General features: G+C 70.4%; 36 protein-coding genes and 3 pseudogenes. 19 read left to right on the forward strand and 20 right to left on the reverse strand.

Annotated elements, in window-relative coordinates:
• Positions 1 to 9: 9 nt before the first annotated feature.
• The 6 genes and pseudogenes from K9S39_RS03450 to K9S39_RS03475 all read right to left on the reverse strand — a co-directional run.
• Positions 10 to 297 (reverse strand): annotated as a pseudogene (locus K9S39_RS03450) (phosphoglycerate dehydrogenase); the annotation flags it as partial.
• Positions 298 to 632: 335 nt separating this feature from the next.
• The gene (locus K9S39_RS03455) at positions 633 to 1,937 is read right to left on the reverse strand and encodes an MDR family MFS transporter (RefSeq protein ID WP_248861856.1); all 1,305 of its coding nucleotides are present in this window, start codon (positions 1,935 to 1,937) and stop codon (positions 633 to 635) included.
• Positions 1,934 to 3,085: a PLP-dependent cysteine synthase family protein gene (locus K9S39_RS03460; protein ID WP_248861857.1), complete on the reverse strand. Its 1,152-nt coding sequence runs from the start codon at positions 3,083 to 3,085 to the stop codon at positions 1,934 to 1,936. The genes K9S39_RS03455 and K9S39_RS03460 overlap by 4 nt, the downstream gene beginning before the upstream one ends.
• A 131-nt stretch (positions 3,086 to 3,216) precedes the next feature.
• A complete protein-coding gene (locus tag K9S39_RS03465; RefSeq protein WP_248861858.1) occupies positions 3,217 to 3,600 on the reverse strand; it encodes a hypothetical protein in 384 nt (127 codons plus the stop codon).
• A gap of 259 nt (positions 3,601 to 3,859) precedes the next feature.
• Positions 3,860 to 4,369, reverse strand: a complete 510-nt coding sequence (locus K9S39_RS03470; protein WP_248861859.1) for a hypothetical protein — start codon at positions 4,367 to 4,369, stop codon at positions 3,860 to 3,862.
• A gap of 73 nt (positions 4,370 to 4,442) precedes the next feature.
• Positions 4,443 to 4,724 (reverse strand): annotated as a pseudogene (locus K9S39_RS03475) (transposase); the annotation flags it as partial.
• Between the two features lie 150 nt (positions 4,725 to 4,874).
• Here K9S39_RS03475 and K9S39_RS41930 point away from each other — a divergent pair.
• A complete protein-coding gene (locus tag K9S39_RS41930; RefSeq protein ID WP_283112231.1) occupies positions 4,875 to 5,000 on the forward strand; it encodes a hypothetical protein in 126 nt (41 codons plus the stop codon).
• A 22-nt stretch (positions 5,001 to 5,022) separates the two neighbouring features.
• On the opposite strand, the gene K9S39_RS03480 is transcribed toward K9S39_RS41930, so the two are convergent.
• The 5 genes from K9S39_RS03480 to K9S39_RS03500 form a co-directional block, all read right to left on the reverse strand.
• Positions 5,023 to 5,250 (reverse strand): S1 domain-containing protein, encoded by a 228-nt coding sequence (locus K9S39_RS03480; RefSeq protein WP_248861860.1) that lies wholly within the window; start codon positions 5,248 to 5,250, stop codon positions 5,023 to 5,025.
• A gap of 253 nt (positions 5,251 to 5,503) precedes the next feature.
• A complete protein-coding gene (locus K9S39_RS03485; protein ID WP_248861861.1) occupies positions 5,504 to 5,749 on the reverse strand; it encodes a hypothetical protein in 246 nt (81 codons plus the stop codon).
• Positions 5,750 to 5,752: 3 nt separating this feature from the next.
• On the reverse strand, positions 5,753 to 6,538 hold the full coding sequence (locus K9S39_RS03490) for a methyltransferase family protein (RefSeq protein ID WP_248861862.1): 786 nt from the start codon (positions 6,536 to 6,538) through the stop codon (positions 5,753 to 5,755).
• A 130-nt stretch (positions 6,539 to 6,668) separates the two neighbouring features.
• Positions 6,669 to 7,025: a DUF2933 domain-containing protein gene (locus tag K9S39_RS03495; RefSeq protein ID WP_248861863.1), complete on the reverse strand. Its 357-nt coding sequence runs from the start codon at positions 7,023 to 7,025 to the stop codon at positions 6,669 to 6,671.
• Positions 7,026 to 7,292: 267 nt separating this feature from the next.
• A complete protein-coding gene (locus K9S39_RS03500) occupies positions 7,293 to 7,643 on the reverse strand; it encodes a hypothetical protein (protein WP_248861864.1) in 351 nt (116 codons plus the stop codon).
• A 211-nt stretch (positions 7,644 to 7,854) separates the two neighbouring features.
• On the opposite strand from K9S39_RS03500, the gene K9S39_RS03505 reads away from it, so the two are divergent.
• From K9S39_RS03505 to K9S39_RS03570, 14 genes and pseudogenes are all read left to right on the forward strand, one after another.
• A complete protein-coding gene (locus K9S39_RS03505; RefSeq protein WP_248861865.1) occupies positions 7,855 to 8,016 on the forward strand; it encodes a hypothetical protein in 162 nt (53 codons plus the stop codon).
• A gap of 85 nt (positions 8,017 to 8,101) precedes the next feature.
• Positions 8,102 to 8,485, forward strand: a complete 384-nt coding sequence (locus K9S39_RS03510) for a hypothetical protein (RefSeq protein ID WP_248861866.1) — start codon at positions 8,102 to 8,104, stop codon at positions 8,483 to 8,485.
• A gap of 205 nt (positions 8,486 to 8,690) precedes the next feature.
• Positions 8,691 to 9,410 (forward strand): tRNA-dependent cyclodipeptide synthase, encoded by a 720-nt coding sequence (locus K9S39_RS03515; protein WP_248861867.1) that lies wholly within the window; start codon positions 8,691 to 8,693, stop codon positions 9,408 to 9,410.
• Between the two features lie 86 nt (positions 9,411 to 9,496).
• On the forward strand, positions 9,497 to 9,871 hold the full coding sequence (locus K9S39_RS03520) for a BlaI/MecI/CopY family transcriptional regulator (RefSeq protein WP_248861868.1): 375 nt from the start codon (positions 9,497 to 9,499) through the stop codon (positions 9,869 to 9,871).
• Positions 9,868 to 10,848 carry a M56 family metallopeptidase gene (locus K9S39_RS03525; RefSeq protein ID WP_248861869.1) on the forward strand — a complete coding sequence of 327 codons (981 nt, stop codon included), beginning with the start codon at positions 9,868 to 9,870 and terminating at the stop codon, positions 10,846 to 10,848. The genes K9S39_RS03520 and K9S39_RS03525 overlap by 4 nt, the downstream gene beginning before the upstream one ends.
• A 109-nt stretch (positions 10,849 to 10,957) precedes the next feature.
• Positions 10,958 to 11,173 (forward strand): hypothetical protein, encoded by a 216-nt coding sequence (locus tag K9S39_RS03530; protein WP_248861870.1) that lies wholly within the window; start codon positions 10,958 to 10,960, stop codon positions 11,171 to 11,173.
• Positions 11,164 to 11,601 (forward strand): hypothetical protein, encoded by a 438-nt coding sequence (locus K9S39_RS03535; protein ID WP_248861871.1) that lies wholly within the window; start codon positions 11,164 to 11,166, stop codon positions 11,599 to 11,601. The genes K9S39_RS03530 and K9S39_RS03535 overlap by 10 nt, the downstream gene beginning before the upstream one ends.
• A gap of 111 nt (positions 11,602 to 11,712) precedes the next feature.
• Positions 11,713 to 12,345: a DUF3105 domain-containing protein gene (locus tag K9S39_RS03540; protein ID WP_248861872.1), complete on the forward strand. Its 633-nt coding sequence runs from the start codon at positions 11,713 to 11,715 to the stop codon at positions 12,343 to 12,345.
• Positions 12,342 to 13,007, forward strand: a complete 666-nt coding sequence (locus K9S39_RS03545; RefSeq protein WP_248861873.1) for a DUF305 domain-containing protein — start codon at positions 12,342 to 12,344, stop codon at positions 13,005 to 13,007. The genes K9S39_RS03540 and K9S39_RS03545 overlap by 4 nt, the downstream gene beginning before the upstream one ends.
• Positions 13,008 to 13,227: 220 nt before the next feature.
• The gene (locus K9S39_RS03550) at positions 13,228 to 13,902 is read left to right on the forward strand and encodes an SCO family protein (RefSeq protein WP_248861874.1); all 675 of its coding nucleotides are present in this window, start codon (positions 13,228 to 13,230) and stop codon (positions 13,900 to 13,902) included.
• A complete protein-coding gene (locus K9S39_RS03555; RefSeq protein ID WP_248861875.1) occupies positions 13,899 to 14,375 on the forward strand; it encodes a copper chaperone PCu(A)C in 477 nt (158 codons plus the stop codon). The genes K9S39_RS03550 and K9S39_RS03555 overlap by 4 nt, the downstream gene beginning before the upstream one ends.
• Positions 14,365 to 15,590 (forward strand): annotated as a pseudogene (efeB, locus tag K9S39_RS03560) (iron uptake transporter deferrochelatase/peroxidase subunit). The gene K9S39_RS03555 and the pseudogene efeB overlap by 11 nt, the downstream one beginning before the upstream one ends.
• A gap of 63 nt (positions 15,591 to 15,653) precedes the next feature.
• Positions 15,654 to 16,601, forward strand: a complete 948-nt coding sequence (locus tag K9S39_RS03565; protein WP_248861876.1) for a cytochrome c oxidase assembly protein — start codon at positions 15,654 to 15,656, stop codon at positions 16,599 to 16,601.
• A 211-nt stretch (positions 16,602 to 16,812) separates the two neighbouring features.
• Positions 16,813 to 17,262: a DUF2752 domain-containing protein gene (locus tag K9S39_RS03570; protein ID WP_248861877.1), complete on the forward strand. Its 450-nt coding sequence runs from the start codon at positions 16,813 to 16,815 to the stop codon at positions 17,260 to 17,262.
• A 129-nt stretch (positions 17,263 to 17,391) separates the two neighbouring features.
• Here K9S39_RS03570 and K9S39_RS03575 read toward each other — a convergent pair whose 3' ends face one another.
• The 6 genes from K9S39_RS03575 to K9S39_RS03600 all read right to left on the reverse strand — a co-directional run bounded on the left by K9S39_RS03575 (position 17,392) and on the right by K9S39_RS03600 (position 20,627).
• A complete protein-coding gene (locus K9S39_RS03575; RefSeq protein WP_248861878.1) occupies positions 17,392 to 17,814 on the reverse strand; it encodes a TlpA family protein disulfide reductase in 423 nt (140 codons plus the stop codon).
• 212 nt (positions 17,815 to 18,026) lie between these two features.
• The gene (locus tag K9S39_RS03580) at positions 18,027 to 18,335 is read right to left on the reverse strand and encodes a hypothetical protein (protein ID WP_248861879.1); all 309 of its coding nucleotides are present in this window, start codon (positions 18,333 to 18,335) and stop codon (positions 18,027 to 18,029) included.
• On the reverse strand, positions 18,332 to 18,580 hold the full coding sequence (locus K9S39_RS03585) for a hypothetical protein (protein ID WP_248861880.1): 249 nt from the start codon (positions 18,578 to 18,580) through the stop codon (positions 18,332 to 18,334). The genes K9S39_RS03580 and K9S39_RS03585 overlap by 4 nt, the downstream gene beginning before the upstream one ends.
• A gap of 40 nt (positions 18,581 to 18,620) precedes the next feature.
• A complete protein-coding gene (locus K9S39_RS03590) occupies positions 18,621 to 18,926 on the reverse strand; it encodes a glutaredoxin family protein (RefSeq protein ID WP_248861881.1) in 306 nt (101 codons plus the stop codon).
• On the reverse strand, positions 18,923 to 19,624 hold the full coding sequence (locus K9S39_RS03595; protein WP_248861882.1) for a peroxiredoxin family protein: 702 nt from the start codon (positions 19,622 to 19,624) through the stop codon (positions 18,923 to 18,925). The genes K9S39_RS03590 and K9S39_RS03595 overlap by 4 nt, the downstream gene beginning before the upstream one ends.
• Positions 19,614 to 20,627 carry a cytochrome c biogenesis CcdA family protein gene (locus tag K9S39_RS03600; protein ID WP_248861883.1) on the reverse strand — a complete coding sequence of 338 codons (1,014 nt, stop codon included), beginning with the start codon at positions 20,625 to 20,627 and terminating at the stop codon, positions 19,614 to 19,616. Before K9S39_RS03600 ends, K9S39_RS03595 begins: the two co-directional genes overlap by 11 nt.
• A gap of 88 nt (positions 20,628 to 20,715) precedes the next feature.
• On the opposite strand from K9S39_RS03600, the gene K9S39_RS03605 reads away from it, so the two are divergent.
• Positions 20,716 to 21,558 carry a cytochrome c biogenesis CcdA family protein gene (locus tag K9S39_RS03605; protein WP_248861884.1) on the forward strand — a complete coding sequence of 281 codons (843 nt, stop codon included), beginning with the start codon at positions 20,716 to 20,718 and terminating at the stop codon, positions 21,556 to 21,558.
• Between the two features lie 100 nt (positions 21,559 to 21,658).
• Here K9S39_RS03605 and K9S39_RS03610 read toward each other — a convergent pair whose 3' ends face one another.
• Positions 21,659 to 22,123 (reverse strand): hypothetical protein, encoded by a 465-nt coding sequence (locus tag K9S39_RS03610; RefSeq protein ID WP_248861885.1) that lies wholly within the window; start codon positions 22,121 to 22,123, stop codon positions 21,659 to 21,661.
• 340 nt (positions 22,124 to 22,463) lie between these two features.
• Between K9S39_RS03610 and K9S39_RS03615 the strand changes: the two genes are divergently transcribed.
• Positions 22,464 to 22,958, forward strand: coding sequence for a beta propeller repeat protein (locus tag K9S39_RS03615; RefSeq protein WP_248861886.1), 495 nt, complete (start codon positions 22,464 to 22,466; stop codon positions 22,956 to 22,958).
• Positions 22,959 to 23,298: 340 nt separating this feature from the next.
• Positions 23,299 to 24,720 carry a glycoside hydrolase family 15 protein gene (locus K9S39_RS03620; protein WP_248861887.1) on the forward strand — a complete coding sequence of 474 codons (1,422 nt, stop codon included), beginning with the start codon at positions 23,299 to 23,301 and terminating at the stop codon, positions 24,718 to 24,720.
• Here the strand turns inward: K9S39_RS03620 and K9S39_RS03625 are convergent.
• Entirely contained in the window at positions 24,666 to 25,025 is a 360-nt protein-coding gene (locus K9S39_RS03625) for a hypothetical protein (RefSeq protein WP_248861888.1), read from the reverse strand. The two genes, K9S39_RS03620 and K9S39_RS03625, sit on opposite strands and share 55 nt — an antisense overlap.
• Before the next feature lie 5 nt (positions 25,026 to 25,030).
• Between K9S39_RS03625 and K9S39_RS03630 the strand changes: the two genes are divergently transcribed.
• Positions 25,031 to 25,186 carry a hypothetical protein gene (locus K9S39_RS03630; RefSeq protein WP_248869220.1) on the forward strand — a complete coding sequence of 52 codons (156 nt, stop codon included), beginning with the start codon at positions 25,031 to 25,033 and terminating at the stop codon, positions 25,184 to 25,186.
• A 59-nt stretch (positions 25,187 to 25,245) separates the two neighbouring features.
• Here K9S39_RS03630 and K9S39_RS03635 read toward each other — a convergent pair whose 3' ends face one another.
• Positions 25,246 to 25,419 (reverse strand): hypothetical protein, encoded by a 174-nt coding sequence (locus tag K9S39_RS03635; RefSeq protein WP_248861889.1) that lies wholly within the window; start codon positions 25,417 to 25,419, stop codon positions 25,246 to 25,248.
• Positions 25,420 to 25,519: the final 100 nt, after the last annotated feature.

A 25,519-nucleotide genomic window follows, 5' to 3' on the forward strand; every position in this document is an offset into this window, starting at 1 on the left:
GGGGCCTTTCGGGGCGTTGACGACCATGACGCCGGCTTTGGTGGCGACGGAGACGTCGACGTTGTCCAGGCCGACGCCGGCGCGGGCGATGACCTTCAGCTTCTTCGCCGCAGCGATCGCCTCGGCGTCGACCTTGGTCGCGCTGCGCACGAGCATGGCGTCGACGTCGGCGATCGCCGCGATGAGCTCGGCTCGGTTGGCGCCGTTGCAGTGCCGGATCTCGAAGTCCGGGCCCAGGGCGTCGACGGTGGCGGGCGACAGCTCTTCAGCGATGAGTACAACAGGTTTCGAGGTCACGGGGGTCTTCAGTCCTTACGTATTCCTTGACGGACGACCGTCTCGGCGGCCGAAGTTCGATGTGGTCGTGCGGGCGCTGAGCAGCGCGGCCGGCATGCGACGCGACCTGTCGCGCCCGCCTACGGGGCACGGCGAGGTGATGCGCGAGTACGTTCTGACGGCCGGTGGTGTATTGGCCCAGGTGACCGTGGCACGAGCAGACGAGTGCGTGGCCGTGCTTCTGTCCACGGGCGCACACGCGACGCACGCACCCACGATCGCTCCTGGATGTGGGCGTGTTCGGCTGGAGGGGACGGAGGCGAACTCGGCTGCCCCCTCCAGCGCGGAACGGTCGGTCAGGCCGTCACCGGCTCGGGCTGTGCCTCGCGCACCGGTGGCGCCAGGCGGCCGGTGCGGTGCAGCCCGTACAGCGCGGCGGCACATGCCAGGCCGAGCGCGCACAGCACGAGCCACGGCAGCGCGGACACGCCTGCTGCACGGGCGGCGTCAAGAGCCGCGCCGGTGAGCAGGTTTCCGAGCGTGATGCCGACACCGCAGATGGTGTTGTAGAGCCCGTAGTGCGTGGCGACGAGTCGGTCACCCGAAAGCCGGACGATAGTGTCCATCTCGAACGGGTAGGCGATCATCGTGCCCACCGCGAGAAGCAGCGCGGAGAGCGCAGGTGGCACGGCCGCCAGCAGCCATAGCCCCACGCCGGCCGGCACCGGAACCGCCGTGGGCACGAGCAGGGGTAGGAAGCCCATGCCCATGATGAGCAGTCCCCAGGTGAGGGCCCGGCCCGGTTCCATGCGGGCCTTGCACCAGGCGGTGACCTTGGTCTGGAAGAGGATCGTGCTCAGGCCCGAGACGGCGAAGAGCACCGCCACCGCCGCCGTGCCGAAGGTCCCGTCGCCGCCCAGGCGTCGCACCTCCAGCGGCAGGGCGAGGTAGACCTGGAACTGCATGACGTAGAAGCCGATCATGGCTACCGAGAACAGCAGGAACGGCCGGTTGGCCACGATGCCGCGCCATTGGGACAGCACGCTCTGACGCTGGTCGGTTCCCTTGGTGTCCTTCGCGTCGCCTGCGCGGCGGGCGGGCAGGGCGCGGATCTGCACGATGCTCAGCAGCGCGAAGATGCCGGCCGCCACCAGGCAGGTGACGCGGAAGTCGACGCCGGTCAGCACCATGCCCACCAGCGGGCCGAGCAGGATGCCCGCCTGGTAGAAGACGTTGAACAGCGCGAACGCCTCCACCCGCCGGTCCCCGGCGTCCGCGGCCAGGTAGGCCCGGACCGCCGGATTGAACAGCGCCCCGGCCAGACCTGTGGCGGCGGAGGCGGCCAGCAGCGCGGGCACGGAGTCCACGAGACCGAGGGTCGCGAAGCCGACGATGCGGAGCACCAGGCCGGCGATAATCATCGGCTTGTAGCCGAGCCGGTCGGCCAGCGTGCCGCCGACCAGGAACATGCCCTGCTGACTGAAGTTCCGTACGCCGAGCACGAGTCCGACGAGCCACCCGGCCATCCCGAGCGTCCCCGACAGGTGCGTCGCCAGGTACGGCATCAGCATGTAGAAGCCGAGGTTGATGGTGAACTGGTTCACCATCAACAGCTGAACGCTGCCCGGGTAGGAGCGCATCTGCGCGATGGTTCCCTTCACCGGGCCTCGCCCTCCTCCTGCGCGTCCGAATCCGCGAGGACGCCGACCACGTCGGTTTCCTCTACGCCGTCGGACAGCGTGAGCGGGTCGACCACGTTGGCGCATCGCGTCCAGCGGCTGACCTCCTTCTCGTCCAGGCGGCCGATTACCTCCGGTTCGACGGCGGGCGGGGAGTCGAGCAGCCCGTGGGCGGCGCAGTAGTCGTCGTCGTAGACCGTGCCGAGATAGCGTTGCGGGCCGTCGGGGAAGATCGCCGCGATCTTCGTGTCCGCGGGCAGGGTGCGGGCCAGCCAGCCGGCGACCAGGGCGACCGCGCCGACGCTCCACCCACCGGTGGCGTAGTGGGACGAGGCGAGCTGCCGGCAGGTCCACACCGCCTCGGACGGGGCGACCCAATGCACCTCGCTGAAGTTGTCGTAGGCGACGTTGCGGGGGTAGATACTCGAACCCAGGCCGCGCATCAGCCGCGTACGGGCAGGCTGACCGAAGGTGGTCGAACCGATGGTGTCGACACCGACCAGCTGCATCTGCGGGTAGAGGTGCCGCAGCACCCGGGATACGCCGGCGGAGTGGCCGCCGGTGCCCACACTGCACACCCGGACGTCGATGTGGCCCAGTTCGGAGGCGAGCTCCAGCGCGAGTGGGGTGTAGGCGGTGGTGTTGTCGGGGTTGTTGTACTGTTCCGGGCACCACGAGCCGGGGTGCTGCTTCATGAGCTGGGCTACCCGGTCACGGCGGGCCTGCTGCCAACCGCCGGTGGGGTGGGGTTCGGAGACGACGTTGACCTGGGCCCCGTAGGCGGTCAGCAGCCGGCTCATGGACCGCTCCAGACCCGGGTCGGTGACCAGGGTGACCGGGTGGCCGTAGACCATGCCGGCCAAGGCCAGACCGAGGCCGAGGGTGCCGCTGGTGGACTCGATGATCCGGGCGCCGGGCCGCAGATCGCCGCGGGCGCGGGCCCGCTCGACCATGTGCAGTCCGGGACGGTCCTTGATACCGCCGGGGTTGAAGCCCTCCAGCTTCGCCCAGAACCCGCGATCAGCGGGGGCGAAGGGCTCGGAGATCCGGAGAACCGGCGTGTTGCCGACGAGCCCGGACAGGGCTGGGCGGGCGGGGGGTGTGATGTCAGTGGTGGTCTGCGGGTGCATCTTCCGCTCTCAAATCAGTGGTGGCGTAAACGGGTTGCTCATCTCGCGCGCCGTCCTGACCGGGACGAGGCATGCGCCTCGGCTGGTGGCAGCACGCGGCGGCCGCTGTCGCTGGCCGCGAAAAGCCGGGTCTAGATCTGCCACCGGCAGACGACGGCGAGGGTGGTTCGTCCTGAACGCGGTCTCCGGGATCTGGTGCCCTCGGGCCGTGCGGCCTGCTGCCGGACGGCCACGACGGCAGTCACTACGGCCGCCACCGCGGCGAGTGCGGCCAAGGCCACCGGGTCCGTGAAGAGTTGCCTGGCCTGCGGCAGCACGTGGCTGACCGCGTACGGCTCACAGGCGGGGCCGGGGTGTGGATGCGGCGCGCCGGGCACCTCCCGCTCGGCGGCCTCCGCCGTGAGCGGGAAGTGGCCGGACGAGACCGGCGTTCGGCTGTGCGCATGGCTGTCGCCGTCGAACGGTGCAGAGCAGCCGAACGCCCACAGCAGCAGGCCACTGAGGACGACCGGCATCAGCCGGATCAGCCACGAAGCACCGGCAGTCGGGCGGCCGAGGTGCGGACGAGTAGGGGGGTGGAACGGCACGGTTCCTCCGGGTAGCAGCCGCTACTCCCAGTGGTGAGGAGGGAGTGGCAGGCAGAGATCAGCAAGGTTCCGGCGGGCGCCGGGGATCCATCCCGTCCAGCGCGCGACAGCGCGACTACGGGCGTCCGGGGTGCCGGGAAGTGGCCGCACTGGCCCGATCCGCCCGACTGGGGCGGGGGCTGTCACTTCAGGAAAGGCGACGACCAGTCAGGGACGCCGGAATCTGGACCTGCTGAACTACGGAGTCTCTCGAACCCGTCGTCGAGAGAACGGCCGACTCGGGCTGGGAAGGGCCGGTCTTCCCCACATCCTGGGCATGCGTGGGCGGTGCCCAGTCCAGAGGAGACAGACACGGCGCGGCCAGATCCGGGCCTTGGTGCGGCTGGCCGGACAGGCACTCTTCAGCCGGATGGGAAGAGCCCTCGCCGTCGTGGCGGTCGTCGGCCGCCACGAGCGCGGGCGACGTATACGCGACATCGTCGCCGTGGCCGGCTTCGCCCGTCTGGCCTTCGTGGTTCACGGCGGCCGCGTATACCGGGGCGGTGATCCCGGCCGTCGTATGCCCCTCAGCGCTCTCCACGCTCACGCCGTGCGTAAACAGGACGCCGAGCAGCAGCGCGGCCAGCCACAGCAGACGCAGCGGCCCCGCTGAAGAGCGGGCCCGCAGCATGCTGGAGGGCGACCAGGCCGTAACCATGCCGTGATGTTAACCGCTGCCCAGCCGCGCGGCACAGCTTTCCCTGGAACATTGCGTTACTGACTTCGGCTCGTCAGGGTGACGCTGGATCGTCGAGGGACAGGCCGGTTCCGGCTATGAAGCCGTCGAGGGTCTCGGGTCGGTACTGGAGGCGTTTGAGGCGGTTGCGGACGAGTGTTTCCAGGCGGTCGAGCGCGACGACAGCGAGGTTGGCCAGGCTGCGTTTGACGTGTGCCCACACCGCCTCGACGGGGTTGAGGTCGGGCGCGTAGGCGGGCAGCAGGAACACCGTCAGCCACTCGCGCTGGGCGATCAACTCCCGTATGGCGTGAGAGACATGGGTGTTCAGCCGGTCCCGATGCACTGAATCTCCTTGTCGATGACCGTCGCGTCGCGCAGCCATGCCTCTCGGAATGTCCTGTGACGCTGAAGGCTGCGGATTGAAGCTTCACTTTGCGGGGGATCTTGAGGGGTGAAGAGTTAACTTGCGGTGAGGGGCGGGTAGGTGGAGCTGGCCGCCTCGCGCCTGCGGGAGGTGTTCGCCGAGCCGCTGCCGCTGATGGACGGCGCCGCGGCGGCGGGCGAGCCGCTGGCGGTACTTGGGACCAAGCAGGCCCCCACGGAAGGCTGACCCACGGCCCGACGGAGCCCGGCTACGCAGTGGCCTCGCGAGCACAGCCCTGCCCGAGACAGCGGACGTTGTCCGCACGCGTCCCGTCCGCATCCGTGGTCATGTCGAACATGACCAGCTCACCCGCAACCAGCGGCCAACTGCAGTGAACCGCCAACCGCTCCGCGGAGACATCGGCCCCGCTGCTGTCCTCACGGACCATTCCCAGCCCGCGGGCAGCATCGCACCACTGCACGACCCCTTGAGGCATGGCCTCACCTCCTGTGATCGAAGGCGCCACCTTCCATCACCAACCCCGCAGCCACAAGGGCTTGCGCAGGGGCGTGAAGCCGCGAACCACGGCGCCCTCGTCGTGCTCTGGCGCTGCCTGGCAGCACGCAAACCGCGAGATCGAAATTCACACACCGCCCCGACCGCCCGCGCCGCAAACGTTCGCCCTCCAGGTGGTCGCCGAGCACGTTCGAAAAATCGAACGGCAACGGACACGGAACGTCACAGATCGGTTAGGTCCGGTCGCCTGGTGGAGCCGGCTTACGCTGGGCGGCGGCGTCGCGCTGGGCGGCCTTGAGCTGGTCGATCTCGGCCTGCAGGCGGACGACTTCGGCTGCCTGGGCGTCGTGGTCGGGGCGGGTGTCGCCCTGTTTCTGCGGCTGGTTCTGGCGCTGGTGCCGCATCATGAGCCACATCACCAGGCACATTCCGACAGGGCAGGCCAGGAGTACCAGGGCGACCAGAAGGGTCTCGGACATCGTCTACTCCTTCGAACGGCGGCGGGATGCCGTGGTGGTTCGAGGGCTTATCGGCCGCCTACCCGCGAGCGCGTCATCGGAGGCCGCTGTGTCCGCCTTCGTCGCGCCGTGACCGGGTCCGTGTTCCGTCGGCCGGCCGGCCTGCTCAGTAGCTGGTGGACGGCGGCGGAGGGACGGCAGGAAACGGGGCGTGCTCGCCGCGTACGTTGTCCAGGCTACGCCGAACCGGGCCGCGACCTCGGCCTCCTCGCGGCGAGCCAGGCGTTGGTAGACCCAGACCAGCACGGGGAACATCACCAGCGTGGGCAGGGTCGGCCACATCAGCAGGAACCCTGCCATGATCGCGAGGAATCCGGTGTACTGCGGATGGCGGATCCGCGCGTACGGGCCCGCGGTCGCTAGCCGGCCCTCTTTCTGGGCGGCGAGCAACTGCCGCCATCCGGAGATGATGAGGACGAATCCGACGATGATCAGGACATAGGCGGCGAGGTGGAACGGGCTCACGTGCGGGTCGGCCTTCCAACCGATCAGATCGTTCCACAGGTGGCCCTGCGCATGGCTGAACCCCAGGTTGGGGAACCAGTTGCCGAGGGGCCCGGCCAGCAGGTAGATGGTCAGCGGAAAGCCGTACATCTCGGTGAACAGCGCCACCGCGAAGGCGGAGAAGCCACCCAGGACCCGCCAGTCCCGCCCCGATTTCGGGTGAAAGAAACTGCCCGCGAAGATCACAAGCAGCAGGGTGTTGATGACCACCAGGGCCCACAGGCCGTAGCCGTACTGGTCGTTCATCGTGCCTCCTCCGCTGCGTGCGTAGCTCGTCCGACCGTCGGATGCGCGGGCGAAGTCCGTCTGGCCGAGGCCGGCCCGCGCAGGGCAGCGTGCGCAGGTGTCCCGCACCTGACGGGCAGGCTTTGCCGGGTCACAGGTGCTTCTTGGTCCGGGGCCGCTCGGCGGTCGGTCCGGACTCCTGCCCGGACTGCTCTGCCTGTGCGGCCTGTGCCGCCTTCAGGGAGCGCAGCTCGGCCTGGAGAGCGCTGATCTGCCGGTCGGTCTCGCTGGGCGTGGAGGCGCTGGTCTTCTGTGCGCCGGCGCCGGTGGAGCAGGAGGAGCCCTGGCTGCCCGTCTTGCCCTTGCCGCGCATCATCAAGATCATGCTCAGCGGGCAGATGGCGAGGATCAGCAAGGGCAGTGCCACAACCATCCATGCGGGCTTGAGCAGGAGCAGGCCGATGGCGACGATGCCAAGTCCGATGAGGACTTTCTTGTTCAGGCACATGGGATTCCTCCGGGCGTATTTCTGCTACCACCAGCGGCGACGAAGGTTGAAGGCAAGCAGCAGGCCGGCGACCTGGGTGCTCTTACGGTGTGGCCGCGCAGATGTCGCTGTCCGGTCATCAGCCCTCCTCGCAAGGCCGGTCGGCTCGTCGAGGCGAAGGACGGTGGCGGGCCGGGCGGGCCCCGGAATCGGGGACCGGCCCGGCGCGGAAAGAGTGGCCGGCGTGTCGCTGTGCGGGAGCTTCCGTGGCGGCGTCCAGGGGCGGGATCAGCCCCTGCCATGGGGTCCGTCCTGGGACGCGCCGCCCATCATCGAGCCCATGGCTCCGCCGGGCATCATGCCCTTCATGTCCTTCGACATCATGCCGTCGGACATCATCTTCTCCATCTGCTGCCGCGCCGCGGCGCGGTCGCCGGCCGGCATCTGATCCGTGCAGTGCCGGATCATCGCTTCTTTGCCGCCGCCGCTGTCCGCACGGCCGTCAGGGTCGGAGATCTGCGTCGTGATGGGCTTGGGAGCGGGCTCGGTCGCGGCGAACGCGCCGGTGGCACCGTACGCTCCGAGTCCGCCGATGATGGCCGTCGCCGCCGCCAGGCCGATCGTCCTGCGCTTGATCATGGGATCGCTCCTTGTCCACTGCTGGGGCCTGTACGTCATTGACGCTAGGCAGGCGCTGTGAAGGAGCCATGAAGTGCCGATGTGGGGTGTCTGTGCGCTCGCACCTGCGGGAGTCCCCGCACTGCGGGAGCGTCGTCCTGGACCGGAGTGACAGGCATTACCCGTGTGATCGCGTTGCCGTTCCTGGGAGTCCGAGCGAGAGGATGGCGTCATGAACGCGGCGGACATCGGGGTTCTCATCGGAGCGGGCGGGCTGATCGCGCTGCTCGCCTGCTACTTCCTGGGGCCGAAGAAGGCACGGCTGGCGGATCTGCGGGGCGGGGTCCAGGAGATCGGCCCAGCCGAGTTCGCCGTCCGCGGGAAGTCCTTCTAGCTGGTCGTCAGCTGGATCAGCCCTTCGGGTGAGAGCAACGGCGTTGGCTGCGCGGAACCGGCGGCCGCTGCCTACGGTCATGGGTATGGACATGCCCTGCGGCAACGCTGCGCGCTCCCGTATCCGCGGGGCGGTGCTGGCGATGCTGCTGCTGGGCTGCGTCTTCGGCGCCTGGGCCGGAGGCGGCTCCACCATGGCGGAGCCGATGGGACACGCGGCACAGTCCGGTCCCACCGCCGGGACGCTGGAAGACGGCACCGGGGACGCGGGCCACCCGTGCGCGAGGCAGGACGAGCGGTGCCCCGAGGGGCGCGTCGAGAGCAATGCGTACGCCGATGCGGCAGCGTCGGATCATCCGACGGCGGCCGACCAGCCGGTCCAGGCGGCCGCTCGCCTCGCGCCTGCCCCCAGGTTTCACGCGCCACCGTGTCCGGCGGGCCCCTTCTCTCTGTGCGTGATCCGGACCTAGAGGTGCACAGGAGCGTCCGCCGGGACCTGTCGGCACAGTCGGTGGCCGGGGACAACGGGTGACCCGTGCGGGCGGGCTGGGCCCATCCGCCTGTCGCCTCTGATGCACCGGTCCGCGAGCACCACGTCCCCTCGAACTGTTCCTGGCAGTCCGCTCCTTCGCACCCACGTTCCCCCACGCCCACGCGCCACGCGAGGAGTCCGCCGTGCCCCACCACTCGTCCCTGACCATGCGCCCCGACCCATCCACCGGACCGTTCCGCGCGACACCACTCACCCCCGGATGCCAGTCGGCCCTGACCGCCCGCACGCACGCGTGCGTGGGCGTCAGCCCGTTCAACAGCTACTTCTCCGTCGAGCGCGTCAACGCCCTGGCGCGCTGGGCACTCGATTCCTTCGACCGCGTGCACTTCTTCGTCCCGGACACCGCCGCCGTACACACCCTGGAGGCCCTGGGCTATCCGCCGGAGCGCGCCGCGTGGAAAGCGCGGCGCCAGGGACAGTACGTCCGGAACAAGATCGTCCGGGCCTTGTCCGCGGCCGGTATCAGCGAGCCCGGGGCCCACGTCCTCGACGGGCAGACCCTCGCGTCGAGCAACGCATACGCACGACTCCTTGAACAGGTGGGGAGCCGCTACCAGCAGGACGAGGTCTTCGCCCAGGCGTGCCTGGGGGCTTCGGCCTGGACGCTGGAGCGGCGCCTGTCTCCCGGGACGGTTCCCACACCTGCGCAACTGCGGTGTGCCGTGCGGTACTTCCTGGCCGAGCTCCCCCTGTTCCTGGACACCCCGCAGATCGCCGGTGTGACGGCCTCGGTGTTCTGCTACCACCAGGTGCCGGCGTTCCTCGACGACCTCTTCCACCACCGGCTCGCCCTGCGCCCCGCGGCCGGGCAGGGCTACGTGTGTCTGGCGGAGGTTCGGTGAACACGGCCACAGCTGCGGATCTGGACAGCCGACACCGGCAGGCCCGTACTATGGCGCTTAGGTTTTCGTTCAGGGAGGCGGCTGGAATGCGAGGCTTCGGCGAGCTGGAGCAGGCGATCATGGACGTCGTGTGGGCCGCGGAGGAGCCGCTGCCGGTGCGCGAGGTCCTGGAGCGGCTCAACCGGAACCGGCCGCAGCCGCTGGCGTACAACACGGTGCAGACGGTGATGGAGATCCTGCACCGCAAGGGCTGGCTGTCCCGGGCGAAGGACGGCCGGGCCTTCCGCTACCGGGCCACGAAGGATCGTGAGGAGTACGCGGCCACGCTGATCGACCAGGTGTGGGCGACCGGCGCCGACCGCACCGCGACGCTGGTGCGGCTCTTCGACGAGCTGGACGATGCCGAGGTCAACGAGCTGCGGGCGGCGCTCGCCGCGCGCCGTGAGGGGCGCCGCGCATGAAGGCCGCGATCCTGCTGTTCGGCTACGCGGCCCTGGTCGGCACCCTGGCCCCGCTGCTCCTGACGCGTACGGGCTGGGCGGCGCGGGCGCCAAGGCTGGCTATCTGGGCCTGGCAGGCGATCACGGCCACGGTCGTGGTCTCGGTCGCGCTGGGCGGGCTCGTCCTGGCCGTGCCCACCGTGCCGGTGAGCGGGAACCTGGCCGAGATGCTGCACGCGTGTGTGATGGCGCTGCGCGCGCAGTACATGACGCCGGGCGGTGCGGTGGCGGCGGCGACCGGCACGGTCCTTGCGCTGGTCCTGCTCGGCCGTGTCGGCTGGTGCCTTGGGGCCGCCCTGTGGCGGGCGCGGCGGGAGCGGCGTCGGCACGCCGAGGTACTGGCGATGGTGGGATGTGAGCGCCCCGATCTGGGGGTGACGGTCCTGGACGACGATCGCCCCGCCGTGTACTGCCTGCCCGGCACCGGACACCGGATCGTGCTGACCTCGGCGGCGCTGGCCGCCCTTGAGCCGCGCGCGCTGGACGCGGTGATCGCCCACGAGCGGGCGCACATCCGCCAGCGCCACCACCTGGCCCTGGCCTACGCCGAGGCGCTGGAGCGGGCCTTCCCGAAGGTGGCGCTGTTCCGGGTGGCGGCGGTGGAGACGCGGCGGCTGGTGGAGATGGCCGCCGACGACGAGGCGACCGCCCGTACCGATGCGCTCACCCTGGCCGGGGCGCTGGTCGAGCTGGCCGGGGCGGGTGTGCCGGTGGCTTCGCTGGCGGCTTCCGGAGGCCAGGTGGCCGGACGCGTGCGGCGGCTGCTGGATCCGCCCCGGCCGTTGCGCCGCGCGGTCGTCTGGACCGGGACGCTGGTGGCGGGTGCGGTGCTGGCGCTGCCCCTGGCCCTGGCCGCCCAGCCCGCGGTGGCCGCGACCAGCACGGCCACGTGCCCGCTGCCGGATGCCCCCGTCGCCGAGGCGCGGCCTTCCGCGTAATGCCCATGTGGGCCGGGCTCGGACATGTGAATAGCCCAAGACGGTCGGGCTCGGATATCTGATAAGTTCACCTCATCACCTATGGAGCTTAGGTAATGGGGTGACGTGCATGCCCAAGACCGCCACGGCCAAGAATCCGCAGGCGGCCCATCGCCGGGACCGGATCGTCATGTGGACGGCGCTGTGTCTGGGTCTCGTACTGTTCGCTTCGAGCCTGCTCGGCAACATGTTGGGCTTCGTCGTGCTGCCCTTCGATCCGCACCGTATCTACGGGCAGGTCGGCGGCATCCTGCTGATGCTCTTCGGGCTCACCCGGTGGCGCTGACCGCCGTGCGCCGCGGTTCGACGCCGGGTGCCGCCGCCCGGCTTGTGACCATCGTCCTGACGGTCGTGGCCGCCACCGTCCTGGCCTGTACGGCGGCCACCGCCGCGCCGCGGTCGCCCGCCCCGGCCTCGGCCGCGCACCACATGACCCTTTCGGTGCGGTCGGATGCCGCTGTCGTCGTCGCTTCCTCGGCGGCCGAGGCGATGGAGTGCGAGCAGTGCGTCGAGGACGGTCACTCCTCCTGCGGCCGGTCGACCGTCGGTGACGCTGTCCGTGACGCCTCGCCTCGCCAGGCGGCGTTCGCGGTGCATGGTCCCGGGCCGCCGGACGTCGTCTCCCCGCGGGCGTGTCCGCCTTCGCCGGCGGGTTCCGCTGTCGCGGATCCCCACCCTTCGGACCTCCATCTCCTCCAGCGCCTGCGGGTGTAGAGCGCCTCGGCGGAGCCGCCCGTACGCGGCCACCGCCTCCGTGCCCCTCACCACACCGCACGAGCGACAGCACCGCCGCCTGACCGGAAGCGGCGGGGAGAAGGACATGCCATGGGTTCCAACGCGAAAGCCAAGACGGCGGACCGCAAGGCGCGCATCGCGGAGATGCGCCGCGCCGAGCAGGCCCGAGAGAAGCGCAACCGGATCATCGCGATCACCGCGTCCGCGGTGATCCTCGCCGGAATCGTCGGCGGTGGCTGGTACCTCGTCGACGCCGCCAATGAAAAGGAGCAGGCCAAGGCCGCCCCGGTCGAGGGCGAGAAGACCTGGGACAAGCTCAGCCAGAACCACGTCGAGCAGGCCGTCGACTATCCGATGAGCCCGGCCGCCGGCGGCGACCACCACCCGGTCTGGCTCAACTGCGACGCCGAGGTCTACACGAAGGAAGTGCCGGAGGAGAACGCCGTGCACTCCCTGGAACACGGCGCCGTCTGGATCACCTACAACGACACGGCCGCCAAGGGTGACGTCACGGCGCTCACCGAGAAGGTGAAGAAGACGCCGTACTCGTTCATCAGCCCCTACAAAGACCAGTCCTCGCCCATCGCCCTGAGCGCCTGGGGCCACCAGCTCAAGATCGACAAGGCGTCCGACCCGCGCGTGGACCGGTTCCTCGACAAGTACGTCCAGGGCGCCCAGACCCCTGAGCCGGGCGCCTCCTGCAGCGGCGGGAGCATGGCATGAGCGACACGGCTGACCTGACCGGAACGGCCGATGCCCCCCGCAATCCCGCCCGGTGGCTGCCGTACGCCGCAGCCGCCCTCGCGCTGTGCCTGGCCGTCATCGCCCTGATCGCCATGACGACCTCGCGGGCCGACGCCACGTCCCCGGGCGCGGGCTCGGCCGAGGCCGGGTTCGCCCGGGACATGGCCGTCCACCACCAGCAGGCGGTGGAGCTGTCCTTCATCGTGCGCGAGCGCACCGACGACGATGAAGTGCGGCGCCTCGCGTACGACATCATCAACACCCAGGCCAACCAACGCGGCATGCTGCTCGGGCAGTTGGAGACGTGGGGGCTGCCGAAGTCCTCGCAGCGGCCGCCCATGGCATGGATGGACCACGACATGGACTACGAGCCGCGCGACGGGTCTCTCATGCCCGGCATGGCCACCAACAGCGACATGGACCGGCTGCGCGAGGCCGAGGGCAAGGACGCGGAAGTGCTCTACCTGGAGCTAATGACCGCCCACCACCGCGGCGGCGTGGACATGGCCCAGGGCGCCGCCGACCTGGCCGAGGACCCGCTGACCGTACGCCTGGCGAAGGGCATGGTGCGCGGGCAGCAGTCCGAGATGAAGCTGATGGCCGACATGCTCGCTAAGCGTGGCGCAAACTCCTCGAAGTGAGCCCCGCGGGGGCGGCAGCCCGGCCAGTACACCGCCCCCGTGGACGCTGGACGGCCCCGGGAGGGAGCAGACGGCAAGGGGTGGCCCCGTGGGGCAGGGGGTGTCCGCGGTGCCCGGACCGGCCTGTCATAGACTCCCAGCGAATACCTAAACTGCTTAGTTTTTGCGCTGGTGCAGCCTCCGCATCACCGCCTTCTCCACCCCCTGAGGGTTGTTCATCATGCGTCGACGCACCGTGCTCGCCGCCGCGCTCAGCGCAGGCGCCGCACTCACTCTCTCCGCCTGCGGCAGCGACTCCGGGGCCAAGACGGGGGACGAGGACAAGCCCGTGATCTCCGGCAACGCCACCGAAGGCCCCGAAAAGGCCGCGATCGTCCTCGACCAGCCGTTCGCCAAGCCGGAGCTGGTCCTGACCGACACCCACGGCGAGAAGTTCGACCTGCGCAAGGAGACCGAGGGCAAGCTGACCCTGCTCTACTTCGGTTACACCCACTGCCCGGACGCCTGCCCTCTGACCGTGAGCAACCTGGGTGTCACCTACCGGGATCTGCCGAAGGCCGACCGGGACAAGCTGCGGATCGTCTTCGTGACCACCGACCCCGAGCGCGACACCCCCAAGGAGCTCGGCAAGTGGCTGCGCAGCGCCGGGCACGAGGACTTCATCGGACTCAGCGGCGACTACAAGACGGTCGAGGCCGCCGCCCGGAGCGTGGGTGTGGGCATGGCACCGCCGGAGAAGGACAAGAAAGGCAACGTCACCGCCACCCACGGCAAGACGGTCCTGGCCTTCTCCCCCAAGGACGGCAAGGCCCATGTCATCTACAGCGGCGAGCGCGCCACCGCGAAGGACTACTCCAAGGACCTGCCGAAGCTGCTCAAGGGGCAGCTGCCGTGACCCGGCGGCGCAGCCGTTCCGCCCTGGCCACGGCCCTGCTGCTGACGGCCGGACTCGCACTCGCGGGCTGCTCGTCGGCCCCGAGCGGGCCCGCACTGAAGTTCTCCGCCGCGTACATGCCCCAGCCGGTGACGACGGACATGGCGGGCGGCTATCTGGTCGTGACCAACAGCGGGGACACCGCCGACGAACTGGTCTCGGTCACCAGCGACCTGACCGACGACATCACCATGCACGCGTCCTCCGGTGACGGGATGCGCCAGGTGGAGAGGTTCACCGTCCCGGCGAACGGCCGACTGGAACTGCGGCGCGGCGGCAACCACCTGATGCTCAAGCGCCTCGGCCACAAACCGGCCGAAGGGGACCGCGTGTCCCTGAAGCTGCACTTCGCAAAGACCGCCCCGGTCACGCTGGACGTCCCCGTCGAGGCGCCCACCTTCAACCCGCAGCAGGACCACAGCCATGAGCACTGACATCTCGCGGCGCCGGCTCCTGGGCACGGTCGGCGCCGCGGGCGCCGGCGGCCTGGTGGCCGGTGCGGGCGGCGGAGTCATCGGGGCCCAGGCCGCCCAGGACGACGCCCCGACGGCCCTGGCCACGGTCGGCTCGACCGCCGTGCCTTCCACGGCAGGCACCAGGCGGGCATCACCACCCCACTGCAGGCCCGCGCTCACCTCGTCGCCTTCGACCTCGCCCCGGACGCGGGCCGCAAGACGGCCGCCGCGCTGCTGCGCCGCTGGTCCGCGACGGCCGAGGAGCTGACGGCCGGTGAGCCGACGGGCAGCGACACCGGCATAGCGCTGGACGCCGGCCCGTCCTCGCTGACCGTCACCTTCGGCTTCGGCCGCACCATCTTCGACCGGACCGGCCTGGCCGAGCAGCGCCCCGAAGCGCTCGCTCCGCTGCCGGACTTCACCTCCGACGCGCTCGATCCCACGCGCAGCAACGGGGATCTGTGGGTGCGGATCGGCGCGGACGACGGCCTGGTGGCCTTCCACGCACTGCGTGCCATACAGAAGGCGGCCGGGGACGCGGCACGGGTGCGCTGGCAGATGAACGGCTTCCACCGCACCCCCGGCGCGACCACCCGCCCGATGACGTCCCGCAATCTGATGGGCCAGGTCGACGGCACCAACAACCCCAAGCCGACCGACGAGGACTTCGACCGGCGGATCTTCGTCCCCGCCGACGGAGATCCGGCATGGATGGCGCACGGTTCGTACGCCGTCGTACGCCGTATCCGCATGCTCCTCGACGACTGGGAGAAACTCCCACTGGCCGAGCAGGAACGGGTGATCGGGCGACGCGAGTCCGACGGCGCCCCGCTCACCGGGGGCACCGAGACGACTCCGGTGGACCTGGACAAGACGGACGCCTCGGGGAAGGGCGTGATCCCGGCCGACGCCCACGTACGGACCTCGGCGCCGGAGACCAACGGCGGCGCGGCGATGCTCCGCCGCTCGTTCTCCTACCACGACGGCATCGGCACCAACGGCCTGCCGGACGCCGGGCTGCTGTTCATCGCCTGGCAGGCCGACCCGCTCAAGAGATTCGTGCCGGTCCAGCGCAAGCTGGACCGCGGCGACGCGCTCTCGCGGTTCATCCGCCACGAGGCCAGCGCCCTGTTCGCCGTCCCCGGCGGGGCAGCGAAGGGCGAGTACGTCGGCCAGCGGCTGCTGGAAGCCTGAACCCACGGGTAGCGGGCCTTCCGGCACGCCGGGCAACCACCAGCCCGGATTGAGGAGTTCACGATGGATCACGGCGGACACGGCGCGGCGACGGAGCTGCCACCGTTCACACTTGGGCGCGGGCTGGAGTTCACCGGAGAGCCGTTCTTCCTGACCGGATCCCTGCTGGCCCTGGCCCTGTACGGCTGGGCGGTGGCCCGGCTCCGGCGCCGCGGGGACACCTGGCCGGCCCTGCGGGCCGTCTCGTTCGCGCTGGGCATGCTGACCGTGGTGCTGGCGACGTCCACCGGCCTGAACACGTACGGCATGGTGCTGTTCAGCGTCCACATGGTGCAGCACATGGTGCTCAGCATGCTGGCGCCGATCCTGCTCCTGCTGGGCGGCCCGGTGACGCTGGCGCTGCGCGCGCTGCCGGTCGCGAGCCGCGGACGCACCGGCCCGCGGGAGCTCCTGGTGACACTGCTGCACAGCCGCTACCTGCGCGTGCTCACCCATCCGGCGTTCACGATTCCGCTGTTCATCGCCAGCCTGTACGGGCTGTACTTCACGCCGCTGGTCGACGCCCTCATGGCCTCCAAGGCCGGGCACATCGCCATGAACACGCACTTCCTCGCGGTGGGCCTGGTCTTCTTCTGGCCCATCATCGGAGTGGACCCGGGACCGCACCGGCCGGGCCATGTGATGCGGATGCTGGAGCTGTTCGCGGGCATGCCGTTCCACGCGTTCTTCGGCATCGCGTTGATGATGGCGTCCGCGCCGATGGTCAAGACCTACGCCGATCCCCCGGCCTCACTGGGGGTCTCGGCCCTGGGCGACCAGAACGCGGCCGGCGGCATCGCATGGGCGTTCAGCGAGATCCCCTCCGTGATCGTGCTGATCGCGCTGCTGATCCAGTGGTACCGCTCCGAGCAGCGCCAGGCCCGCCGTGACGACCGCCGGGCCGACCGGGACGGGGACAGCGAACTGGCCGCGTACAACGCCTATCTCGCCGCGCTCCACTCCCGGCGATGACGGGCGCGGGGCGCGGGCGGCCGAGCACGAGCGCCGCACGCGGACGGCTCGCACACGGATGCCTCGCGCGTGGTCTTCTTCCCGGCGGTAGGGTCCGAAACCAGGAGCCGGACACGGAATCGCGGGGACACGCCTGGCGCGTGGCACGCCGTCACCTCGGCCACCGCCCCCGTTGAGGAGAGCAATGTCAGCAGTCCGAGCTTCTTGCACCGTGTCGGCTCGTGCGCGGTGGATCCCGCGGATCCATCTGGGGTGGGAGACACGGAACATCCGATGGTGGCGCTGGGGCGCGGCCGGGACCGTGGTGGTCCTGGCCGGAGCGGCGATGGCGGTGTGGGGCATGTTCCCCGTGGACCTCCACGGGCCGGGTCACTACGCCGGGATCATGGCCCCGACCTGCGGACTCACCCGCTCGGTCGTGGCGGTCTTCCGCGGTGACGTGGTGACGGCCTGGCGCTACAACCCGCTCGGTCTGCTGGTCGCGTTCGCCTCGTTCGCCTTCCTGGCCCGCCTGGTGGCCGGGGCGGTCGTGGGCCGCTGGCCGGTGCTGCGCGTACGGCCGGGCCGTGCGGGCTGGATCCTCCTGGGCCTGGCCCTGGTGGCGCTGGAGATCCGCCAGCAGGGCCAGGCGGAGCTGCTGATGACTACGGGACTGCGCTGACCGCACACGGCCGCGGCCCGAGCGGGGCGCACCGGGAGCCGCAGCCGGTCCCCGCCGCTCGGCTCCGCATCGCAGGCGGCGGGCCGCTGTTCCACCCGGGACATTCCGCCCCCAACGGGTGGCCGGAGGCTATGCGTTCTCGGCGGCGATGTCCTTGAGGATGGGGTAGAAGTCGCGCGAGGTCAGGGGCCCGATGGACATGGCGGCGACGCGGCCCCGCTTGTCCAGGACGTACGTGGTGGGAACGGCCCGGGGGGCCAACTGCTGGAAACCGGTGACGGTACGGCCGTCGGGGTCGTAGATGCTGGGGTAGGGGATGCCGTAGGTGCGCTCGAACGCCTTCGCTGCCGACTTGTTGTCGCGGATGTCGATGCCGAGGAACCGCACCCCGAGCGGCTCGGTCTTCTCGGCGAGCTTTCTCAGCTCAGGGGCCTCCTTACGGCACGGCGCGCACCACGAGCCCCAGATGTTGACCACGACGACCTGGCCGCGCATACGCGCGATGTCAGCCTGCTCCTCGTCCAGGGTGGTGCCCTTGAGGGCCGGGGTCACGGTGCGGTCGCCTGGCTTGAAGTACTGCGAGGAGCTGCCTTTCGCCGCTCCCAGCGATCCGGTGTTACCAGTGTTACCTGTCTCCTGCGTGCTGCCGCAGGCGGTGAGGGTCCCGACGGCCAGGGCCAGCAGTCCCGTGACCGCCGCGCGCCGCGACGGCCCCGCCGGGCGGGTGCCGGTGCCGGGTCGTCGCGGGCGTATGTCGGAGATGCTCAGCGTGGATCGTCCTTCTGGAGCCGGACCGCGTCGGCGGAGTCCCGGGTGGCACGAAGGTCCAACTCGTGGTGGAACAGCTGGACTTCTTCGCGCAGGCGCCGGATCTCGGCGTCCGCGCTGTCGGCCACGGAGGACTGCGCGGATTTCCCGGGGACGGTGGTGGAGTGGCAGGACGCCTGCCCGTTTTGGGACTGCTGCGGCATCATGTGGCAGCCACGGCCCTGACGCATGGGCCGGACGCAGAAGACGTACGTCAGCGTGATCGCCGCCGCTGCGAACAGGGGCGGCAGGACGTTGTCGATCACGGCGTGCGCTCCTGGGCTGGTGCCTCCGGCCGGCCGTCGACCTTGGCGCGCAGGCCGGCGACCTCCTCGCGCAGGGCGTCGAGTTCCCGCTGGCGGGAATCCTGGCCGAAGCCGGCGTAGCCCGTAGTCTTGTTCTGCGGGGGCGGGGCCGCGCCCTGCTGGCGGTTGCCCTTCATCATGAACCACATCATCAGGCCCATGCCGACGGGGCAGGCGAGCACGGCCAGAAGGTAGAAGGCGTCCATCACGGTCTCCTTTGGTGCGAGTGATGCGAGTGGTACGAGGTCACTTCGGGGCGGGGTCTCCGGGGGTGGTGCTGGCGGTTGCCGCATCCTTCAGAGCGCGGCGCAGGCGGCGCTCGGAGAGACGGCCGTACGAGAAGGGCTCGCCGTTCAGGAGGATGCCGGGGGCGAAGAGCACTCCGGCCTCGGCGCCGAGGCGCCGGCCTTCCTCGCTGGTCAGGTCGATCTCGGTGATGTCCAGGGGATGGTCGGCGCCGACCTTGGCCAGGACTGTCTTGGCGTGCTCGCAGAAGGCGCAGTCGGCCTGGGTGAGCAGCGTGATCCGGTGCGGGGCGAGCGAGTTGGTCATGCCTTGCGCCCCGCCTTGAGGTCGTCGAGGAGCTTGTCGACCTTGACGTACATGGTGTAGTCGGGGGCGCCGCCGTAGTCCGCGCGCCACTGGATCTCGCCGTCGGGGCCGACCAGGATGAAGCTGTGGCCGTTCGTCGAACCGCCCATCATCCCGTACTGGTTGGTGGTGTACTCCTTGGAGACCTTCAGGTCCGGATCGGAGAGCACCGGGGACTTGATGCCGTCGTCCTTGACCTTGCGCTTGGTCAGGTCGGCCGGGTCGGTGGTGACGGAGAGCATGGTGTCGACGCCGAGGCCCTCGAACTTCTTCCACGTCTTGTCCAGGTCGACGATCTGGTCCCAGCACGGCTGGCAGCCGCCGCCTTCGTGGAAGTACAGCAGCACGGTCTCACCGCGGTGACCTGCCAGGCTCTCCTTGCCGCCCGCGCTGGAGGCCAGGGTGAAGTCGGGGGCGGTCTTGCCGATGCCGGGCTTGCCGACGTCGTAGCTGACGTTCTGTGCGGCCTGCTCGGACTGGTTGAACACCAGGTACAGCCCCCCGGTGACGGCGACGACTGCCGCGGTGACCAGGGCGATACGGCGCAGCCGCCGGTTGCGCTGCTCCCGCTGCTTTTCGGACTCGCGCAGCTGCTTGGCCTTCTCTCGCCGGGCGGCCTTGGTGCCGGGCTCGGGTGTGTGCTGGGTGTCAGCGGCCATCGGTGGGGGCCTCCATGGGGGTGGTGCGGTCGGTGTCGGCGGCGGAAGCCGCGGTGAGTGAGCCGGGATCGGCTTCGGTCCCGGTGCAGCAGGCGGCGCCAGAGGGCAACGGGGCCGGCTCTTCGGTGCCGTCAGGCTCGGCCCCGGCCCGTGTGGCGGGCCGCAGTGCGCGGCGGATCAGCAGCGCCAATACCACTGCGGCGACCAGCGCCACCGCCCAGCCGGGCACCCAGGACAGGGCGTCGGTGATCCGAGAGGCGTAGTGGTCCAGGTCGGCGGAGAGCCGGACCCGCCAACCCGAGGCGGACATGTCCGATCCGGTGAAGGCGAGTGCCGCCGTCAGTACGCCCATAGCCACCAGCAGACCGCCGGCGAGCAGGTCACCCAGCGGGACGCGGCGCCGCCAGGCTCCGAGCCGCAGCGGCACCTGGCGGCCCTCCAGCAGCCTTGCTGGGCCGCGGTGGCCCCGTTCCCAGGCCAGGGCGATGATCACGAGCGGGGCGACCATACCCAGGACGTAGATCAGCGCAACGCCCAGCGCCGCCAGGAAGGAGCCGCTGGCCCCGGACAGCACCACGACCCCGGCCAGCACCGGCGCGCAGCACGCGCTGGCGATGCCGGAGAACGCCCCGAGCCCGTAGGCGGCCTTGAAGCCACCGCCCTGCCGCGGGGGGCCGCCGGACGGCATCGGCAGCTTCGGCTTCCATCCCGCGAGCACGGCAAGACCGCCGGCCAGCATCAGCAGCCCACCAGTCAGATAGATCCACAGGTGGTAGCGCTGGAACACGGCGGAGAGCGCGGTGGCACCCAGTCCGATGGGGACGATGATGGTGGCCACCCCGGCGCCGAAGGCCAGTGTGCCCGCCACCACCCGGCCACGGGAGCGGAAGCCGGTGGCGAAGTACGCCGGCAGCATCACCGAGATACAGCACGGCGCCAACAGCGCCACCATTCCGCCGAGAAACGACGCCAGCAGCATCGTCCCGAACAACAGCTCGCCCATCCGCAGGCCCTTTCCGGCAGGTCACAGGCCATGGAGCCCGCGAAAACCTATGCAGCTGCGGACCTAAGTTACATAGGAGATAGGGTGCGTGTCGACCCACCGCCCGCCCAGGGCCCCCGCACGACTGAAAGGCCCCTCAGTGCTGCTCGCGTCCGTCGACGTCGGCCAGGTGGTCGGCTCCGGCTCCCTGCTGCTCGCCGCCCCCATCGCCCTGGCCGCCGGAGCGATCACCGTCGCCTCACCCTGCTGCCTGCCCCTGGTGCCCGGCTACCTCTCCTACGCCACCGGCATGACCGCCGCCGACGCCCACGCCGAACACGACTCCCCGAGCCCCGGGGGCAAGCCCCGGCACCGCGCGCTGCTCGGGACCGCGCTGTTCGTCCTCGGCTTCGCGGCCGTCTTCACCGCGTACGGGGCACTCTTCGGCGCCGTCAGCACACTGCTCCTGGCCCACCAGGACGTCATCATCCGTGTCCTTGGCGTGCTGACGATCCTGCTCGGCCTGATGTTCATGGGGGCCTTCCAGCGCATCCCGCTGCTCTCACGCACCCTGCGCCCCCAGTACACGCCCAAGGCCGGGGTGGCGAGCGCGCCGGTGCTCGGCGTGATGTTCGGCATCGGCTGGACGCCGTGTATCGGCCCCACCCTCGCCGCGGTCCTGTCCCTGTCCATCACCACCGGCTCCGCCGGTCGCGGCGCCTTCCTCGCCTTCCTCTACGCCGTCGGCGTCGGCATTCCCTTCCTGCTCTTCACCCTCGCCCTCGGCAAGTCCCTGCGGGCCTTCACCTTCGCCCGCCGCCACACCCGCACCGTGCTGCGCATCGGCGGCGCCCTGCTCGTCGCGGTCGGCATCGCCCAGGTCTCGGGCCTGTGGACCCTGATGATCTACGAGATGCAGGTCTGGGTCGGCGGCTACGAACTCCCCCTGTGACCACGCTGCACCGCCCCACCCTTCGCCCGCAGGCCCACAGGCCCGCACCACGACCTTGGGGCCGGCGAGAGCTCTCCGCCCCGCCGGCCCCAGGGTTCGATCAGGTGTGCTTGCCGCAACACTCCGTGCTGCTGCCATTCCGGGCCGATGCGGCACGGACGGCGTGCGACGCGGCGCAGCACTTGCCGTGCTTGGCGGTCCGGGCCGGAGTGCCGTGCGATGCGGCGCAGCACGCCTTGCGCCCGGCGGTCTGGGTCGATGCGCCCTGCCCGCAGCACGCGCAGCACTTCTTACCCCGGTCGAGCGCCCGGTGCACCGCGCAAGCGGCCTTGCATTCGTGCCGCGCGACGGCCGAGCGGACCGACGCCGCGTCCCTGGGCATCTTCAAGTGCCTTGCCTCGGCATGCATGTCCGCCGCCATGGCTCGCATCTGCGAGGTCATGTCCATGCCGCGTTCGGCGGGCGCCGCGGGAGTGTGCGCCTGCGCCAGGCCGGAAAAGCCAACCGAGGCGGCCAGGAGGGCCCCGGCGAGAACGCCGACGCGGGCGAGGGGTCGTGTGGTCATACGCCACCTTCCGTTCACGCTTGCCTGCGACGGTGTGCCGCAGAGTGCTGACGCTCCGGAACGCTAGCCGATCTCCTAAGAGCATTGGGCGTTGGGTGGGGTGCCGATCCCTCGTAGGGGTGGAATTCTGCTCCGTCCGGGAGTGCGGCTGGGCAGGGGCCGGTGCTGGCCCCGGTCGCGGCTGGGGCAGGCCCGGGGCCGCAGGGTGCGGACACCGCCCGTATCCGAAAGCTCGTAGGTTGTGAATGACGCGGGGCCCACCCCCTCTTACGTGGGCCGACCGGCGCCGCCCGCCGTGCCGCGACCGCATCCGTTCCGCACCGTACGAGGACACATCCCGATGACGTTCCGTTTCCGTCCCGCCCTGGCCACCGCCGCGGTCCTGCTCGCCGCCGCGCTGACCGCCTGCGGTGGAGACTCCGACACCGCAGCCCCCGAAGAATCACCGGCGTCCGGAGCGTCCGTCAGCCATATCCACGGACTTGGCATCGACCCGGCCGACGGACGGCTGTACGTCGCCACCCACGAGGGCGTCATCGCCGTCGAGAATGACGGCTCGTCGAAGCGAGTCAGCGACACGGCCGACTACATGGGCTTCACCGTGAAGGGCCCCAAGACCTTCCTCGGCAGCGGCCACCCGGCCGCAGGCAGCGGCGGCCACGCCAACCGCGGTCTGATCGAGTCCACCGACGCCGGCAAGACCTGGAAGCCCCTCTCCCTCGGTGGCGAAGTGGACTTCCACGCACTGAGCCATTTCCATCGTGAATCCGCAGGTCAAGTAGCTGGTGTGAGCGGGAGTTGGCGTGCTTGCGCTGCTCTTGGCCGTGATCGATAGCAGGTGATCGTCTGCCGCGAGCAGGTTCCTGGGCTCTCCGGCGGGGCGACGCATCACTCCGTAGCTTCTGCGGCGGGAGGGATGTGCATGACGGACGTGCTGACGTGGACGGTCGAGCGGCGGCTGCAGCTGGCCGAGCGGGCTGAGCTGCTCCGCAAGGAGCTGGCGGAGATCGATGCCGAGGTGGCCCGGCTGAAGGCCGCCGAGGTGGTGTTCGGGCAGTGGGTTGAGGCGACGGACGGCGGTCGGCACCCGGTGGGCATCGTGGAGCCGGAGCCGGAGCGGGTGGTGGCGGGGCCGGGTCGAGGGCCTGTCCGGGGACGTGCCGATGCGCTGGAGCGTGACGCCGCGATTCGGCTACGGCAAGATTGCGCCACGTATCGGCAGGCGGGCAGGGGTACCGATCGCCCCGGCCGGGGCGGACGCGCTGGCGGTGTGCTCCTGGGAGGCAGGGGCGCCGGATGTGACCGAGGAGACGATCAGCGGCGGCTTCGAGATGCGTCCGGGGTCGCGGGCCTTGATCGCCGGCTGTTTCGCCCACCAGGACCCGCTGGTCTTTCCCACACGTGCCGAGTGCGAGGCACGCCTGGAACACACCTGCACCGCGTGGCGCCGGTGGCTGGAGGAGCGCACCTGTGAGGGACCCTGGGCGCAGGCCGTTGAGCGCAGTGCGCTGGCGCTCAAGCTGCTGGTGTTTGCCCCCTCCGGGGCGGTCGCGGCTGCGGCGACCTCATCGCTTCCCGAAACTCTGGGCGGTGAGCGGAACTTCGACTACCGGTTTTCCTGGATCCGGGATTCGGCCTTCGCCCTGGACGCGTTCTTGGCGCTCGGCTGCTCACCGGAGGCGCGTGCCTACTTCTGGTGGCTGATGCACGCCACCCAGCTCACCCACCCACGCCTGCGGGTGCTGTACCGGCTGGACGGCGGAGCCCGCGCGCCGGAGTGGACGCTGCCACTGGCGGGCTACCGCGGATCTGCACCGGCCCGGGTCGGGAACGCGGCGGTCGGCCAGCTGCAGTTGGACACCTACGGCGAGCTGCTGCAGACCGCGTGGCTCTACGCGACGGCCACCGGCCACCTCGACGCCGACGTCGCCCGCAGGCTGGCCGGGCTGGCCGACTTCGTATGCCGCACCTGGCGGCGGAAAGACGCGGGCATCTGGGAGGTCCGCAGCCAGCCACGCCACTTCACCCAGTCCAAGATGATGTGTTGGGTGGCTCTCGACCGCGCCGTGCGGCTCGCCGGCCAAGGGCTGATCCCGCACCGCCACGCCGAACGCTGGCGGAGCGAGATGCAGGCGCTCAGAGACTTCGTCGAAACCCGCTGTTTCAGCGAGCGCCAGAACAGCTATGTCCGCTTCCCCGGCAGCGTCGAGCTGGACGCCAGCCTCCTGCTCGGCCTGCTGCACGGCTACGCCGACCCGGACCAGCCGCGGCTGCGCGGCACGGTCGAGGCCGTCCGCCGCGAGCTGGGACACGGCCCGTTCGTTCGCCGCTACACCGGGGAAGACGGCCTGTCCGGCACCGAGGGAGCGTTCCTCGCCTGTTCCTTCTGGCTGGTCGAATGCCTGGCCCGCTGCGGCCACGTGGACGAAGCCGCCGGTTTGCTGGATCAGCTCGTCGCTCTCGCCAACGACGTCGGCCTGTACAGCGAGGAGATCGAACCGGACACCGGGGAGTTCCTCGGCAATATGCCCCAGGGCCTGAGTCACCTGGCGTTGATCAGCGCCGCCTGCGCACTCCACCAGCAGGACCGGCGATGAGTGTGTGGGCCGCGCTGGCGGGCGGTTTCGTCGGCACCGGCATCCTCACCACAGCGCTGCGGGCCGCGAACGAGCTCATCGACATCCCGTTCCTGCTCGGCACCGTCTTCACCGCCGATCGCACCCGCGCCAAAGCACTCGGCTACGTACTCCACTTCGCAGCCGGGCTGATCTTCGCCCTCGGCTACTACGGTCTGTTCGTCGCCATCCACCACAGCGGCTGGATGCTGGGAGCCATGTTCGGGATGGCCCACGGCATGTTCGCCGGCACCGCGCTGGTGAACATCCTCCTTCCCCTCGTCCACCCCGCATGGGCACCCCCCTCACCAGCGCCCCCGCCGTGGCGCTCCTCGAACCCCCCGGTTTCCTCATGCTCAACTTCGGGCTGGCCGCCCCCGTGGTCAGCCTCACCGCCCACATCACCTACGGCGCCATCGTCGGCGGCTTCACCTCCCTTGGCCCCTAGCCAGCCGGGCGCGGCGCTTCGACAGTCGCCTGACGCGCCAGGTGTCGCGGCCTTCGCCGTCAGGTGGCCCCTGGCCCGTGGGCCGGACTGCTGGCGTGCAGGCCGGTGGTTTTCACGGCGGCGGCCCGGTGCGCGCTGTCACCGGCCCGACCGCACTGCGGCTCAGCAGCAGTTGGGGGAGCGTCGCCGGCGAGGGTCGGCCTGCTCAACCCGGTGATCGCGGGCGCCGTCATGGCTTTCTCCTCGGTCCTCGTGGTCACCAACAGCCTGCGGTTGCTGAGCGTCACCAAGGCGATCCGCTGACCACAGAACAGCGGCGTGAGCGACGTGCCT

This window comes from Streptomyces halobius (assembly GCF_023277745.1).
GTDB lineage: Bacteria > Actinomycetota > Actinomycetes > Streptomycetales > Streptomycetaceae > Streptomyces > Streptomyces halobius.